At 71.4% G+C, this 15,540-nt stretch carries 11 protein-coding genes; 10 read left to right on the top strand and 1 reads right to left on the bottom strand.

The genetic code is table 11. The annotated features are described in order from the left end of the window. Window positions 1–137: 137 nt before the first annotated feature. Window positions 138–2,171 (bottom strand): NADH:flavin oxidoreductase, encoded by a 2,034-nt coding sequence (locus HK417_RS19505; protein ID WP_222269806.1) that lies wholly within the window; start codon window positions 2,169–2,171, stop codon window positions 138–140. 197 nt (window positions 2,172–2,368) lie between these two features. Between HK417_RS19505 and HK417_RS19500 the strand changes: the two genes are divergently transcribed. The 10 genes from HK417_RS19500 to HK417_RS19460 all read left to right on the top strand — a co-directional run bounded on the left by HK417_RS19500 (window position 2,369) and on the right by HK417_RS19460 (window position 15,536). After that, a complete protein-coding gene (locus tag HK417_RS19500; protein WP_222269804.1) occupies window positions 2,369–3,943 on the top strand; it encodes an FCD domain-containing protein in 1,575 nt (524 codons plus the stop codon). 75 nt (window positions 3,944–4,018) lie between these two features. Next, entirely contained in the window at window positions 4,019–5,857 is a 1,839-nt protein-coding gene (locus HK417_RS19495; protein ID WP_222269802.1) for a BCCT family transporter, read from the top strand. Between the two features lie 23 nt (window positions 5,858–5,880). Continuing rightward, on the top strand, window positions 5,881–7,173 hold the full coding sequence (locus HK417_RS19490; RefSeq protein ID WP_222269800.1) for a M24 family metallopeptidase: 1,293 nt from the start codon (window positions 5,881–5,883) through the stop codon (window positions 7,171–7,173). 165 nt (window positions 7,174–7,338) lie between these two features. Beyond that, window positions 7,339–8,604: an aromatic ring-hydroxylating oxygenase subunit alpha gene (locus HK417_RS19485; protein WP_222269798.1), complete on the top strand. Its 1,266-nt coding sequence runs from the start codon at window positions 7,339–7,341 to the stop codon at window positions 8,602–8,604. Window positions 8,605–8,647: 43 nt separating this feature from the next. Beyond that, window positions 8,648–9,517 carry an IclR family transcriptional regulator gene (locus HK417_RS19480; RefSeq protein WP_222269796.1) on the top strand — a complete coding sequence of 290 codons (870 nt, stop codon included), beginning with the start codon at window positions 8,648–8,650 and terminating at the stop codon, window positions 9,515–9,517. Beyond that, window positions 9,514–10,698, top strand: coding sequence for a hybrid-cluster NAD(P)-dependent oxidoreductase (locus tag HK417_RS19475; RefSeq protein ID WP_222269787.1), 1,185 nt, complete (start codon window positions 9,514–9,516; stop codon window positions 10,696–10,698). Before HK417_RS19480 ends, HK417_RS19475 begins: the two co-directional genes overlap by 4 nt. Window positions 10,699–11,232: 534 nt before the next feature. Then, window positions 11,233–12,351, top strand: coding sequence for a YihY/virulence factor BrkB family protein (locus tag HK417_RS19470; RefSeq protein ID WP_222269785.1), 1,119 nt, complete (start codon window positions 11,233–11,235; stop codon window positions 12,349–12,351). Window positions 12,352–12,659: 308 nt separating this feature from the next. Further along, on the top strand, window positions 12,660–13,070 hold the full coding sequence (locus HK417_RS19465) for an OsmC family protein (RefSeq protein ID WP_222269783.1): 411 nt from the start codon (window positions 12,660–12,662) through the stop codon (window positions 13,068–13,070). After that, complete coding sequence (locus tag HK417_RS25740) at window positions 13,071–13,196, top strand: hypothetical protein (protein ID WP_261327345.1); 126 nt, start codon at window positions 13,071–13,073, stop codon at window positions 13,194–13,196. It abuts the gene before it with no gap. An 87-nt stretch (window positions 13,197–13,283) separates the two neighbouring features. Beyond that, a complete protein-coding gene (locus HK417_RS19460) occupies window positions 13,284–15,536 on the top strand; it encodes a malate synthase G (RefSeq protein WP_222269781.1) in 2,253 nt (750 codons plus the stop codon). Window positions 15,537–15,540 lie beyond the last annotated feature (4 nt).

The following is a 15,540-nucleotide window of genomic DNA, read 5'->3' as shown; positions in this document are numbered from 1 at the left end:
ACAGACAGCCCGCGACCGCCCAGGCCGAGTCGGGCACCGCGGCGACGGCCGACCATCCCAGCGGTCACCAGGCAAGGCGCTGCGGCTCCGCCGTCGTCCGCCCTCCCTGCGGCCCCGGGTGGGGTGACGGGGAGGGGTCAGATCGCGCTGCACAGGCGGAAGGAGTCGAGCACGGCCGCGTGGATGTTGCGACTGCTCACCGCGTCGCCCACGCGGTAGAGGCGGAACCGGCCGTCCTCGTGATGGGTCGGCGACTGGGGCGACAGCGCCAGCAGCTCCTGGGTGTCGATCTCGCCGCCGTTGATCGACGCGTCCACGAGTGCGTCGTAGAGGTCGGTCACGGGCGTCGTGCCGTGCTCGATCACGATCGTGTCGGCGTACCGCTCGATCGACCGCCGGGCACCGTCCACGGTGAACGTCGCCTTGAGCCGTCCGTCGGACCGTTCGACCCGGACCAGGCGATGAGCGGGCGTCATCGTCACGTCGTGCTCCGCGAGCATCTGCAGGTAGCCGGCCATCGTCAGCGAGCCGACGTCGGGCGAGATGGTCCGCTCCGGCGTGACCAGCTCGACCGAGGCCGCGGCCGGCGCGACGACCTCGATGGCGTCGAGCGCCTGGTGCCCTCCGTGGTCGTCGTAGACGAGCACGTCGCCGGTGGGCCGGACCGCTCCCGACATGACGTCCCACGTGTCGATCGCGAGGGAGCTGCCCTCGGCGACCTCGACGTCGGGCAGGCCACCGGTCGCGACCACGAGAACGTCGAAGTCGCCGTCGGCGAGCTCGTCCGGTTCCACGAAGTGGTTGAGCTCGAGGTGGACACCGAGCCGCTTGCACTCCGCGATCCGCCAGTCGACGATCCCGATCAGGTCACGGCGCCGCGGGGACTTCGCGGCCAGGGCGATCTGGCCCCCCAGGCTCGGGTTCGCCTCGAAGAGGACCACCGCGTGTCCTCGTTCGGCGAGGGTTCGAGCGGCTTCCAGCCCCGCAGGTCCACCGCCGGCGACGGCCACCCTCTTCTGCTCGGCGGCCCTGCGGACCGTGTGCGGGAGGTGGAGTTCCCGGCCGGTGGACGGGTTGTGGGCGCACATGGCCGACCCGGAGCTGTAGATGCCGTCGATGCACATGTTGGCGCCGACACAGGGGCGGATCCGGTCGGTCTGCCGGGCGGCGACCTTGTTCGGGAGATGAGGGTCCGCGATCAGCGCCCGGGTCATCCCCACCAGGTCCACCAGGCCCTCGGCGACGGCGTACCGCGCCGTCGCCACGTCCCCGATCTTGGCGGCGTGCATGACCGGGACGTCGACGTTCTCCTTCACCCAGCCCGTGAACGCCAGGTGCGGCGCCGCCGGCGTGCCCATCGGCGGGATCATCTGCGCCAGCTCCGCGTCGGTGTCGATGAACCCCTTGATCACGCTGAAGAAGTCGATGCCCGCGCCGGTCAGTGCGTGCGCGATCCGAAGCGCCTCGTCGGTCTGGAGACCGTTGCTGCGGCCCTCGTCGAAGGTCATGCGCACGCCGACGACGAACTCCTCTCCGACGGCGGCGCGGATGGCCCGGACGACCTGGAGCGGGAAGCGCATGCGGTTCTCGAACGACCCGCCGTACTCGTCCACGCGGCGGTTCCGGGCCGGGGTCCAGAACGCGTCCAGCAGGTGCCCGTACGCCATGAGCTCGACGCCGTCCAGTCCCCCGTCCTTGCACCGCACGGCCGCGTCGGCGAAGTCGCGAACGATGCGCTCGAGGTCCCACCTGTCCGCCGGCCGGGTGAACGCCCGGTGCGAGGACTCACGGAGGGCGCTGACCGACAGCGCCGGCAGCCAGTCGTGGGTGTAGTTGCTGGTCCGGTGGCCGAGGTGGGTCAGCTGGGTCATGACCGCGGTGCCGTGCTCGTGGACCTCGTCCGCGAGGCGGCGCAGCAGCGGGACCGCCTCGTCCTTGAACAACTGCAGGTTGCCGAACGCCGGTGCGCTCTCCGGGCTGACGATGGCGCTGCCACCGATCATCGTGAGCCCGACCCCACCCCGCGCCTTCTCGACGTGGTAAGCCCGGTAACGGTCCCCCGGCAGCCCGTCCTCGCTGTACGCGGGTTCGTGGGACGTGCTGACGATCCGGTTGCGCAACCTGACGTTCTTGAGGGTGAAGGGGCTCAGCAACGGGTCTACGGATTGCATGGGTGCCTCCACTCGTGCTGGAACGGCCCCTCTGCAGGGTCCCGTGGCGAGCACAGCGAGCCGTGGGGCAGAGGGGGCCTCCCCCGCGTCGGGAGGAAGCGTGCAGCGGCGGGCCGTCGGTCCGGTAGTGCGGCGTCCGGACTCGTACCGGGCCTGAGTCAGCGAGTTATCCTGCGCACCTACGGTCGAGGAGCCAGGTGAGCGATCCGCAGCTCGATGACCTGTCGCGGGACGTCGACGAGGCGGTACGACGGCGCGCACGACTGGTGCAGGACGTGCTGTCGCTGGGGCCGGCGCACGCCGCCCGGGAGCACGGCGTCACCCGGCAGACCGCCGCGAAGTGGGCACAGCAGTACCGCACCGGCGGGACGGCAGCACTGAGCCGGCCCGCCCGGCAACGCCGGACGACGGAGCAGTTGCGGCACGCCGCCCTCACCGCGCCGCTGTGGATGCCCACCACCAAGTGGTCGACCCGCTCGATCGCTGACGCCCTGGGGGTGAGTCAGTCCTTCGTGGCGCGCGCGTGGGAGGCCATGCGGTCCGGCACCACGTTCGGCGACGAGCTGACCGCCGCGACGACCGGGCGCCGGCCGGCGGTCCTCGGCGTCCTGGTGACGCGGCAGTACGCCGTCCTGGCCTGTCAGCTCACGCCCGTCTCCCGGCGGGAGGACCCGGCTCCACCGGCACGCGCCGACCCGGTGGTGCACCGGTCACTGCGCACGGTCCTGGTGGCCGACCTGGTCCGCCCCGAGCTCCCGGCCACTGCCGCTGCCGACCCGCGGCCGTTCTGGGACGAGGTGCTGAACGCCGCCGACCCGGACGCCACCCTGATGGCCCTCGCGTCCGACGAGGCTCCCCTGCCGGCCGAGGTCTCGGTCCGAGAGGTGTGCCGGGACGTCGGCGAGTGGCTGTCCCTCTTCCCGCTCCTCCTGGACTGGGGGCCGCTCCTCTCCCCCGCCTCGGCGCTGCAGCTGGAGAGCGACCTGCGCGCGTGGGCGCGAACGCCTCGCCGCGCGTTCACCTGGGTGCGTCCGACGACCCGGGCGGACCGGAACCGCGGGCCCGCGACCCGGACGGCGGTGCGCCACCTGGGACCGGAACGAGCGCTCGCCGACGAGATCGTCGCGACGATCCGGCAGGGCATCGCGGAAGGCCGGATCGCCGGCGGTGACCGGGTCACCGAACGGTCCCTGGCGGGTCGGTTGCGGACGACGCGAGCCCAGGTCCGGACGGCGGTGCGACTGCTGGAGAGGGACGGCCTGCTCACCATCACGACGGGCCATGCGGCGGTGGTCCCCGTCCTGACGACGAACGACGTCGTCGAGACGTACGCCGCGCGGCGTGCGCTCGGAGCCCTGGTGATCCGGGGCGCCGTCCGGTGGTCCCCGCAGGAGCGGCAGTCGGTCGCGGAGGCGCTGGACGCGCTGGAACGGTGCGCCGCGTCCGGCGACGTCCACCGGACCGGCGAGGCGGACATCGCCTTCCAGAACGCCCTCGCCGAGGCCTCGGGCCTGGTCCGCATCGCGCCCATGGTGGAGGTCCTGGCCGACCACCTGCGGATGTTCATCGCCGTTATGGGGTTGGACTACGCGTACCCGATCGATGCGATCCTGCGGGACGATCGCGCCATCTTCGAGGCCATCGACTCCGGAGACGGCGAGGTCGCGGTGGAGCGGTGGCGGGTCAAGATGGACGACGCCGCGACCTACATGCTCAAGCAGCTCTCTGCCACCAGATCCGCGCCAAGGTCACCAAAGGGTTCCACCGGCTGAGCGTTGACAGTGGTTCAGGTCACGCTGTTTCGTATGGCGATACCGACGCGCGCTCTGCGAGACGGAAGGTGTGCCATGAGCCCCGACGACCCCGAGCACGTCACCCCTCCACCTGCCCGTGACCACCGGACGCGTGCGCAGGCCGCCGACGGAGACGGAACGGTCGAGACGGTCGTCGTCACCGAGCACTTCGTCCACGCCTCGCCCGATGACGACCGGATGCACCCGCGAGCCGCCGACGTGGACCAGCCGGTCGACAGGACGGTCTTCGTCGCCGGCCTCGCCCTGACCCTGGCGTTCGTGCTGTGGGGGGTGCTCTCGCCGACCTCGCTGGCCACCGCCGCCTCGACGGTCCTGGCGAAGATGATCGACGCCACCGGCTGGGTGTACGTCCTCGTGACGGTCGGCTTCGTCGCGCTCATGCTGCTGCTCGCGATCTCGCGCTACGGGCGGATCCGACTGGGTCGCGACGACGAGCGGCCGGAGTTCAGCACCGTCTCCTGGATCTCGATGATGTTCGCCACCGGGATGGGCATCGGACTGATCTTCTGGGGCGTCGCCGAGCCGCTGTCGCACCTGCTCACGCCGCCGCTGGGACTCGCCGAGGCCGCGACGCCGGAGTCGGGCCAGCTCGGCATGGAGTACACGATCTTCCACTGGGGACTCCACCCGTGGGCGCTGTACGGCGTCGTCGGGCTCGCTCTGGCCTACGCGACGTTCCGCAAGGGGCTGCCCAACCTGCTCAGCTCGATCGTGTTCCCCCGGAAGGACCCCGCGCACCCTGCCCGCCGGGCCGTCGACATCTTCGGTCTGTTCATCACCACCTTCGGTGCAGCGACGTCCCTGGGGTTGGGCGCCCTCCAGATCAACAGCGGGCTGACGCGGGTCTTCGACGCCCCCAAGAGCAACGCCGTCTCGATCGTGGTGATCGTCGTGCTGACCGCGCTGTTCGTGGTGTCCGCGGTCAGCGGGACCGAGCGGGGTGTCAAGTGGATGGCGAACATCAACGCCGGCTTGGCCGTCGGGGTGCTGGTCTTCGTGTTCGCCTTCGGGCCCACGATCTTCCTGATGAACACGTTCGTCGAGTCCTTCGGCGGCTACCTGGCCCACTTCGTGCCCATGTCGTTCCGCACCGGCGCCTCCGGTGGCCGCGAGTGGCTCGCCGGCTGGACGATCTTCTACTGGGCGTGGTGGATGTCCTGGGCGCCGTTCGTGGGCACCTTCATGGCCCGGATCTCGCGGGGGCGCACCATCCGCGAGTTCGTCATCTGCGTGTTGATCGTCCCGACGCTGGTCAGCACGGTGTGGTTCGTCGTGATGGGTGGCACCGCCATCCGGTTCCAGCTGGGCGGGGTCACCGACATGGCCGGCTCGCTGGCCACGGGCGTCGAGAACACCCTGTTCACGTTGCTCGACGCGTTGCCGTTCTCGACCCTCACCGCGGTGCTCGTCGTCGTACTGATCATGCTGTTCTACGTCGCCGGAGCCGACGCGGCGTCCCTGGTGCTCGGGATGCTCTCCCAGGGCGGCTCGCTGCACCCCCGGACCTGGCTGGTGGTGACGTGGGGATCGATGATCGGCGCGGTGGCGATCGCGCTGCTGCTCGCCGGAGGGCTGGACGCGATCCAGACCACGGTGATCGTCCTCGGCGTCCCGTTCCTGGTCGTCATGCTCGGTGTCTGCTACAGCCTGGTGAAGCAACTGCGCGAGGAGCCCGTGGTCAGCACGGTCCCGCCGGGTGTCCGCACGGTGGTCGCGGAGATGCGACCGGGCTCGGCCCAGGCGCCGAACACGGTCCACCAACCGAACACGGTGCAGCAACCGGACGCGGCCCAGCAACCGACCCTGACCGGCCCCGGGAACGGCGTGCCCGCTCACACCCGCGAGCCGAGCCAGCCCCAGCAGTCCAGCTGATCCGAGGCCGCCTCCCTGGTGCCATGGACCGGCACCCGATGACCGGGGCGACGGGCACGGCGTCGCGCACGTCGGGCAGACCCAGGTACGACACCCCTCGGTCGGTCGCGTCGGCCCGGACGAGGGAAGGGCAGCCCGAGGTCGACCGCACGCTCGTCCGGGGGGCCGTCGAGCACGCGATCGTCCGGACCCGCGACGCGTTGCGCCGGCATGACCTGGCGGCGGCACTGCTGGTGGACCCCGTCAACATCCGGTACGTCTCCGGGACGTCGACCATGCCGGTCTGGACCCTGCACGTGATCGACCGCTACATGCTGGTGCCGGCCGAGGGGCAGCCGGTCCTGTGGGAGTACGCCTCGGCGCCGGCCGAGCTCGTGTCGCCCTGTCCCGATCTCGAGACCCGGGTGGCGACGAGCTGGTCGGTGTTCGGGTGCGCGGAGCAGGCACCCGCCCGCGCCGCGCAGTTCGCCGAGGAGGTGGCCGGCGTCCTGCAGGAACGAGGGATCCGGGACGCCCGGATCGGGGTGGACAGACTCGACACCTACGGGTTCCTGGCCCTCCAGAGGGCGGGCATCCGCCTGGAACCGGCCCAGCTGGCGATGGAACACGCGCGTGCCGTGAAGGGTGCGGCGGAGATCGAGCTCATCCGCCGCTCGGTCCTCGTCTGCGACGCCGCGATCACCCACCTGTACTCCGGCCTGCGGCCCGGCATGACCGAGAACGAGGCATGGGCCCAGCTCACCGGGCACGCGTTCGCCCTGGGTGGCGAGTACGTCGAGGCGCGCCTGCTGTCCTCCGGACCGCGCACCAATCCCTGGTTCTCCGAGGCCGGCGACCGCCGCATCGAACGTGGTGACCTCGTCGCGTTCGACACCGACCTCATCGGTCCCGCGGGATACCTCGCCGACCTGTCCCGCACGTACCTGGTCGGCGGCACGAAGCCCACCGAGCGGCAACGGAGGCTGTACGCCGATGCCGAGGCCTTCCTCGGGGAGGTCATCGACGAGCTGAGGCCGGGGGCCGCCGTCGACGAGGTGGGGGAACGACTCAGCCGTCGCCTCCCCTCCGCCCACCACGCGCAGCGCTATCCGTTCGTCGCCCATGGCAGCGGTCTCAGCGACGAGTACCCGGTGATCCTCTTCGAGCACCACCACGCCGGCGAGATCGAGCCCGGGATGGTGTTCAGCGTCGAGGCCTACGTGGGGGTCGACGGGGAGGACGAGGGCCTCAAGCTCGAGGAGCAGGTCCTCGTGACGACGGAGGGCGTGGAGGTGCTCGGTCGTGCGCCCCACGACGAGCACCTGTCCAGCGCCTGACAGCGCAGCCCCTCCGATCTGTTGACCCCGCCTCTGCAGCGTGGTACCACATCACCAGATGGGCACCCGCATCCACTGGACGGGCACCCCAGCTCCGCTGGGCCCCCTCGGCTGCCGGCGCCCGAGCACGAGTCCGCTTTCCGCCGTCCACCCGGGAGACGCCTGATGACCATGCAGCTCGAGCGTCCGGCCGGCCGGGACGACCTGGTCGGCCTGGTGAACGGTCGGGTGCCCGGCTACAGCCTGGCGGCGCCCTTCTACACGAGCCAGGAGGTCTTCGACCTGGACGTGCGCGGAATCTTCGCCGAGCACTGGATCTTCGCCGCTGCCGAGGCCGAGCTGCCCGAACCGGGCGACTTCGTCACCGTCGGGGTCGGCAGGTACTCGGTCGTCGTCGTCCGGGACGACGACGAGGAGGTGCGCGCCTTCCACAACGTGTGCCGGCACCGGGGCTCCCGGCTCCTCGACGAGCCCCGCGGCAGCGTCGGCAACCTCGTCTGCCCCTACCACCACTGGACCTACGGCGTCGACGGCCGGCTGATGCACGCCGACAACCAGCCGGCCACGTTCGACCGCAGCTGCTTCAGCCTGAAGCCGGTCCACGTGCGCAGCGTCGGCGGCCTGGTGTTCCTGTGCCTCGCCGACAAGCCACCGGCCGACTTCGACGAGGTCGCCGCGCGCATCGAGCCGTTCCTGGCCCCGTACGGGCTGCGCCAGGCGAAAGTCGCCCATCAGGTCGACATCGTCGAGACCGGCAACTGGAAGCTCGTCATGGAGAACAACCGCGAGTGCTACCACTGCGACGGGCACCCCGAGCTGTTGAGCGCCTACTTCCCCCTCTTCGGCTACTCGGCCGAGGACGTCCCGCCGCGGTTGAAGCCGGTCTACCAGCGTTACGGCACGGCCGCCGCAGCGCTCCAGTCGGCGTGCGTCCGGCAGGGCTTCCCCATCGAGGGAGCTCGGGAGCTCGACACCCGCGCCACGGGGTTCCAGCTCTCCCACGCCCCGCTCGACGGTGCCGGGAAGTCGTTCAACACCAACGGCGAGTCCGTGTGCAGCAGGCTCATGGGGTCCTTGACCACGGACCGGTTCGGTGACCTGTCCCTGCACATGCAGCCGAACTCGTGGTTCCACATGCTGGCCGACCACGCGGTGCTGTTCTCCGTGCTGCCGCTCGCGCCGGACCGGACCCTCCTGCGGACGACGTGGCTGGTCCACCCGGACGCCATGGAGGGCGTGGACTACGACCTGGCCACCCTGACCGCGGTCTGGCAGGCGACGAACCAGCAGGACGGAACCCTGGTGGCTCGCACCCAGAAGGGCGTCGAGGACCCCGGCTACCAGCCGGGTCCGTACTCGACGGTCGAAGGGGACGTCGAGGCCTTCGTCACCTGGTACGTCTCGCGGCTGGCCGCTCACCTGTCCCGCTAGGGACCCATCGACGGTCGAGGCCGCAGAAGAACAGAGGCAGGACATGGACGAGGCAGCGGAAGTCCGAACGAGGCCCGCGGCCCTCCTGGGGCCGGGAGCTCGTGGCCGAACGACGACCGGGGACCAGGGAGCCAAGCTGAACCAGTCGGTCAGGAAGGCGATCACCCTCCTCCGCGCGACCGCAGACGACGACCGGGCGAACGTCTCGTCACTGGCCCGGGCTGCCGGGCTCCCGCGGGCCACGGCGCTCCGGATGATCCAGACGCTGGAACAGGAGGGCTTCCTCCTCCGGGTCGCCGGTGACGACCGGGTGCTCCTCGGGCCGGAACTGCTGCGCCTCGCCCGGAACACCGACGAGGGGCTCCTCCTCCTGGAAGCAGCTCGCCCGGTTCTCGGTGAACTGGTGGCCGCGGTCAGGGAGACCGGGACGCTGAGCGTGGTGGCCCCCGACGGGGGCCTGGACCTGGTGCACCAGGTCGATGCGCCGCACCACCTCCGACCGCAGTCCTGGGTCGGGCAGCGCTTCCCGCTGCACGCCAGCGCGAGCGGGAAGGTGCTGCTCGCCACCTGGGACGACGAGCAGCTCGAGCGCTTCCTCCGCGAGCCCCTCGTGCGTTTCACCCCCTCGACGATCACGACGGCCGGCGAGCTGCGCGCGGACCTCGGCCGGCTCCGCGAGCAGGGGCATGCGCTCTGCATCGACGAGGCGGAGGAGGGCCTGTCGGGTGTCGCGACGGGCATCTTCGGACAGGCGGACGAGCTCGTCGGAGTGCTCACCCTCAGCGGCCCCACGCAGCGACTCGACGGGCACCGGGTGCGACACGCGGCCGAGCACCTGGCGCGCGCGGCCGGCCGCATCGAGTCAGCGCTCCTCCGGGGGCGGGAGCCGGTACGACGAGAGGCGCACCGATGACCGCGCCCACCGGCCCGGTGGCGGTACTGGACGCGGTCGCACCGGCGCCCTTCCCCACCGGTGGGCACGTCGGTCTGACCGCCCACCCCTCCGTGCTCCCGGTCTGGGGGGAGACGGCCGACTCCACGCTGGTGTGCCGGCGGGTCCTCGACATCACCCACGACGTCAAGACGTTCCTCTTCGAGCCCGCGGCCCCGGCGCTGTTCCACTACGACCCGGGCCAGTTCATCACCCTGCGACTGCAGATCGGCGGCCGCGCGGTCGACCGCTGCTACACGATCTCCACACCCCCGACGCGGCCCCATCTGATCGGGATCACGGTCAAACGACAGCCCGGCGGACTCGTCTCCAACTGGCTGCACGACACCATGGGGGCCGGGCAGCGCGTCTCGGCCGACGGACCGTTCGGGCTCTTCTCGGCCGCCCACCACCCCGCGGGCAAGTACCTGTTCCTGTCGGCAGGCAGCGGCATCACCCCGATCATGTCCATGACCCGCACGCTGTACGACCTCGGCTCGGACACCGACGTGCTGTTCGTGCACAGCGCGCGGACGCCGTCCGACATCATCTTCCGGCGCGAGCTCGACGCGATGGCGAGCACGGCGCCGACCATCCGCGTCGCCCACGTCTGCGAACGGGACTCCCCCCGAGAACCGTGGGTCGGGCTGCGGGGCTTCCTGAGCGGCGAGATGCTGCGGGTGCTCGCGCCCGACCTCCACGAGCGCGACGTGTTCTGCTGCGGGCCCACCGCGTACATGGCCGCGGTCCGCCGGGCGCTCGTCGCGGCGGGCTTCGACATGGGGCGCTACCACGAGGAGTCCTTCTCCTTCGAGGACCTCACCGTCGAGGTGCCTCCCGTGCGCGTGGACGGCGACGGCGTGCACGAGCCCCCGCCGCCGGGCGCTGGAGCGCCGACCGCCGCCTTCTCCGTCGAGTTCGTCCGCAGCGGTCGCACGTTCCGCTGCGGCGCCGACGAGAACGTCCTGGACGCGGCCTTCGCGGCCGGGCTGACCCCGCCGTCGTCCTGCGGCCAGGGCATGTGCGGCACGTGCAAGACGACGATCCTCTCGGGCGCCGTGGACATGCAGCACCAGGGTGGGATCCGGCCGCGCGAGATCGCGCAGAGCAAGCTCCTCATCTGTTGCTCGAAGCCGCTCAGCGACCTCCGGATCGACTCCTGACGGACTCCGGGCCGCCGCGTCAGCCGCGCTTGGGATGTCCGTTGCGCTGCGAGATCGCGTCAGCCGCCGCGCGGACGTGTGCAACCAGGGCGGGATCGTGTCCTCGTTGACTCTGGCCGCCAGACCCAGTTCGTGCTCCTCGCTGGTGGAGGCGTGGCCCGCTCCCGGACGAGCCCGAACTGCTGCCCAGTCCTCCGGCGATCTCCGTGACGCCGGTGGCGCCCTGGCGCGCGAGCACCTGCAGGATGGATGTCGCTCGGTCCACGGCTGCACCGAGTTGTCCCGCGGAGCGCGACTGTCCTGCACGGCGGAACCGGAACCGGAACCGGAGACGGGCCGCCCGGACCGTCACCTGCGGGGCGGGGCCACCCGACCGCGGGACAGAGGTCGGTGCCTCCTGCAGTTCCGCGACACCCAGGCCCGGAGCCGGGGTCCTGCAGATCCTGCCCGTCGACGAGATCCGCGCTGGTCGTCCCGGCGAGGCGCGCGGTCCGAACGGGGACGGAGCCGTCGGGCGGGGCGCATCCTGGGACGATGGCGGAGGCGCGGAACCAGCGAACGGGTACCGAGCCGGCGACCGCGGTCCAGGCGGCTGCCTCGCCGGATCGCGCCCGGGTGCGAGGTGACGCGGCACGCCGGCTGCTGAGGCGCACGATGGGCCGTGCCTGGAACGGCGACATCTTCAGCGAGTCGGCGGCAGCGGCGTTCTGGCAGACGCTGTCCCTGCCACCGTTGCTGCTGGGGCTCTTCGGGATCCTCGGCTACGTGGGCGGGGTGTTCGGACCAGACACCGTCGCGGCGGTGCAGCAGTGGATCATCGAGCTCACCGGCGGGGTCTTCAGCCAGAACGCCCTGGACGAGATCATCTCCCCCACCGTCGCGGACATCCTGAGCACGGCCCGTGGAGAGGTCGTCTCGATCGGGTTCCTCCTCTCGTTCTGGTCCGGCTCGTCGGCGGTGTCCGCGTTCATCGACGCCATCACGCGCGCGCACGATCAGTACGAACTGCGCAACCTCCTCTGGCAGCGCGTGCTCGCGATGCTCACGTATCTCGTCGGCCTGATCACGGGGATCATCGCCCTCCCGCTCGTCGCGCTCGGACCGGAGCGGATCCTCGCCCTCCTGCCCGACTCCTCGGCACGCGCAGTGGGCACGGCCTGGGATGCGCTGTACCACCTGGTCGTGGGTCTCGTCCTGCTGGTGGCGCTCACGACGCTGTACAAGGTGGCCCTGCCGCTGAAGCCGCCGTGGTACCGCGGACTGCCTGGGGCGCTCCTCGCCGCGCTGGTGTTCCTCGCCGGCGCTTCCGGACTGCGGCTCTATCTCGGCTGGTTGACCGCGACCGGCTTCAGCTACGGCGCCCTGGCCGCGCCCATCGCGTTCCTGCTGGCCACCTTCTTCATCGCCTTCGCGATCATCCTGGGGGCGCACCTGAACGCGGGCATCCAGGTGCTGTGGCCCGCACCGCTGCGCGATCGCCGGCACCGGCTGAAGAGGGCCGCGCCCGGGACGCCGGAGTTGCGCCGGGCCGTGCGGGACAACCCGGAGGCCGCCGCCGCGCTGCTCGAACAGCTCTCCTACACGGTGCGACGTCCCGAATCGGCCGAGCCGGAGGCGGAGGCGCACCTGTCCGACCATGGACCGACCCGCTGAACACGGGCCGGGTCGCCCCCTTCCAGGGGCATCCCTGATGCGGCGTGTCCGGCGCCGCAGACCGGCTCCACCCCCTGGGTGCCTGCGGGAGGTGCTGCCCTCCGTCACGGTGCCCGAGTCGCGGGTGTACGGCCAGGACAGGGTGCCGCTGCACCGCCTCGTGCAGAGGGCATGACATGCGCCAGGATCCCCGTGCCGGGGACAGTAGGAGCGAGCGCACGGCACGGGCGATCCGCGTCGGTCCCGGCAACTGATCGACGCGACCGTGGGCGGCCTGGAGAGCCGTGGCCACGGAGGAGGAGCTGAGCATGGGCGAGTTCCGGGCGACGATCCGCACCCTCGAGAACGCCGCGGACACCGAGGCGACAGGAGCATGGGTGGTGGACCACCACCTGACGGAGCGAGCGGTCATCGACGTCGAGTTCCTGTCCGGCGGCCACCTCCTGCACCTGGCGGTCGCCGGCTGCTTGTTCAACGACCTGCTGCGCGAAGCCCCGAATCGAGGCATCACCATCGATCACCTCGCCGTGTCAGCTCATGGGGACTTCGACCAGGACGGTTCTCGCGGCGTGCACTACGCGATCGAGATCCGCTCGGCGAACGACCGCAGCGCGGTAGAGCGCCTGATCGACGACATCGAGGTCGAGGCGACGATCCCGAAGGCGCTGCGCACCGGGTTTCCTGTGGACAGCGCGGGCAGCACCGTCACAACGGGCTAGGTGTCCTGCCTCGTCGCCGGCGTACCGGGCACGGTGCGCCGCGAGCTGACCGACGACGAGCTCGCGCACGTCCGCGCCGACGAGCGGTCCTACGTGGAGCTCATGCGGAGGCACGCGAAGGCATGACCCGGTCCTGCGGCCGCAGGTCAGGCAGTGCAGTGTTCAGGGGGTCAGGAACGGGACGGTGTCCCGAAGCGGAGGAGAGAGACGAGCGTGGAGACTGTGAGCGACAAGACCTCGACCGGTGGACTCCAGGTCGACCCCGTACTGCGCGACTTCGTGGCCGACGAGCTGGTCGCCGGTCTCGATCTGGCACCGGCGCGGTTCTGGGCGATCGTCGCCGATCTGCAGGAAAGGTTCGGCGGGCGGGTCGAGCAACTCCTGCGCCGCCGCGACGAGCTGCAGGAGCGCATCGACGAGTGGCACCGCGAGCACGGAGCCGGCGACGTCGAGGAGCTGGAGGCGTTCCTCACCGAGATCGGCTACCTGGTGCCCGTCGAGGAGCCGAGCGTCCGGGTGGACCGCGTGGACCGGGAGATCGCCGAGGTGCCCGGCCCGCAGCTGGTCGTGCCCGCGACCGTGCCCCGGTACGCGCTGAACGCGGCCAACGCCCGCTGGGGCTCGCTCTTCGACGCGCTCTACGGCACCGACGCGCTGCCCCAGGACCACGAGCTCGAGCGCGGCTACGACGAACGCCGCGGCGCGCAGGTCATCGCCGAGGCCGACCGCCTGCTCGACCGCTTCTTCCCGCTGGCGGACGGCAGCCATGCCGACGTGGTCGCGTACCGGGTGCCTGCGCCCGGCGAACTGGCCGTCGAGACGGCGTCGGGGACGACGACAGGCCTCGCCGACCCGGCGCAGTTCGCCGGTCACCGCCCGGGGGACAGGGCGAGCAGCGACCAGCCCGGCGCGGTGCTGCTGCGCCGGAACGGCCTGCACCTGGAGCTGACGATCGACCCGTCGACCCAGGTGGGCGGCCAGCACCACGCAGGGGTGTCCGACGCGGTGCTGGAGTCCGCGGTGACCACCATCGTGGACCTGGAGGACTCGGTCGCCACGGTGGACGGTCCCGACAAGGTGGGGGCCTACCGGACCTGGCTGGGGCTGCGGACCGGGGAGCTCACCGCTTCGTTCAGCAAGGGTGGGCGCACCGTGACGCGCTCGGTGAACGCCGACCGCACCTACGTCGGCGCCGACGGTGGGGAGCTCACCCTGCCCGGACGCTCCCTGCTGCTCGTCCGCAACGTGGGGCACCACATGCGCCTGGACGCCGTCCGGACCGCCGCCGGCGAGCCGATCCTCGAGGAGGTCCTCGACGCCGTCGTCTCCGCGACGGCCGCGCTGCACGAGCTGCGCGGCCGGGGCCGGCACTCGAACACCCGGACCGGCAGCGTCTACATCGTCAAGCCCAAGATGCACGGCCCGGACGAGGTGTCCGCGTCGGTGGACCTCCTCGCGGCGGTGGAGGAGGCGCTCGGCCTCGAGCCGGCCACCCTCAAGATCGGGATCATGGACGAGGAGAAGCGGACCTCGACCAACCTCGAGACCTGCATCGCCCGGGCGGCCGACCGGGTCGTCTTCGTCAACACCGGCTTCCTCGACCGCACCGGCGACGAGATCCACACCGACTTCGAGGCCGGTCCGGTGGTCCGCAAGGACGACCAGCGGTCGCAGACCTGGCTGAAGACCTACGAGGACCGCAACGTCGACGTGGCCCTGCGCGCGGGGTTCGTCGGGCAGGCACAGATCGGCAAGGGCATGTGGGCCAAGCCCTCGGCGATGCGCGAGATGCTCGACACCAAGGGCGGCCACCCGAAGGCCGGGGCGAACACCGCATGGGTGCCCTCGCCGACCGCGGCCACGCTGCACGCGCTGCACTACCTCGAGACGGACGTGCTGGCGGTCCAGGACGAGCTGAAGAAGCGTCCGCTGGCCGACCGGCGCGGCCTGCTCGTGCCTCCCATCCTCCCCGACGGGGGCGCCGGGCTGTCCGACGAGGACAAGCGGCACGAGCTGGAGACGAACGCCCAGTCGATCCTGGGATACGTCGTGCGCTGGGTCGGGCTGGGCATCGGCTGCTCGACCGTGCCCAACCTGGAGGGCGTGGGCCTGATGGAGGACCGCGCGACGCTGCGGATCTCCAGCCAGCAGATCGCGAACTGGCTGCACCACGGCCTCGTCGACGAGCCCCAGGTGCGCGAGACGTTCGCCCGGATGGCCGCGGTCGTCGACGAGCAGAACGCCGGCGAGCCGGGCTACGAGCCGATGTGCGCCGACCTGGAGAACAGCCCGTCCTTCCAGGCCGCGTTGGACCTCGTCTTCTCCGGACGGCGGGAGCCGAACGGCTACACCGAGCGGGCCCTGACCCAGTGGCGGCAGCAGGCCAAGGCGACCGAGGACGGCGCCGAGGAGTCGCGGACGCGCGAGGCCGTCCTCGGGGACGAGACACCGAGCCCGGCTCCCTGAGCGG

Source organism: Modestobacter marinus, assembly GCF_019799945.1.
GTDB classification, from domain to species: Bacteria; Actinomycetota; Actinomycetes; order Mycobacteriales; family Geodermatophilaceae; genus Modestobacter; species Modestobacter marinus_B.
This window is presented reverse-complemented; position numbering and strand designations above follow the sequence as displayed.

What these genes read in the sequence shown, in the direction of transcription:
- HK417_RS19505 (WP_222269806.1), bottom strand. Translation starts at nt 2,171, where the DNA reads ATGCAATCCGTAGACCCGTTGCTGAGCCCCTTCACCCTCAAGAACGTC.
- HK417_RS19465 (WP_222269783.1), top strand. Translation starts at nt 12,660, where the DNA reads ATGGGCGAGTTCCGGGCGACGATCCGCACCCTCGAGAACGCCGCGGAC.
- HK417_RS19470 (WP_222269785.1), top strand. Translation starts at nt 11,233, where the DNA reads ATGGCGGAGGCGCGGAACCAGCGAACGGGTACCGAGCCGGCGACCGCG.
- HK417_RS19490 (WP_222269800.1), top strand. Translation starts at nt 5,881, where the DNA reads ATGGACCGGCACCCGATGACCGGGGCGACGGGCACGGCGTCGCGCACG.
- HK417_RS19480 (WP_222269796.1), top strand. Translation starts at nt 8,648, where the DNA reads ATGGACGAGGCAGCGGAAGTCCGAACGAGGCCCGCGGCCCTCCTGGGG.
- HK417_RS19495 (WP_222269802.1), top strand. Translation starts at nt 4,019, where the DNA reads ATGAGCCCCGACGACCCCGAGCACGTCACCCCTCCACCTGCCCGTGAC.
- HK417_RS19475 (WP_222269787.1), top strand. Translation starts at nt 9,514, where the DNA reads ATGACCGCGCCCACCGGCCCGGTGGCGGTACTGGACGCGGTCGCACCG.
- HK417_RS19485 (WP_222269798.1), top strand. Translation starts at nt 7,339, where the DNA reads ATGACCATGCAGCTCGAGCGTCCGGCCGGCCGGGACGACCTGGTCGGC.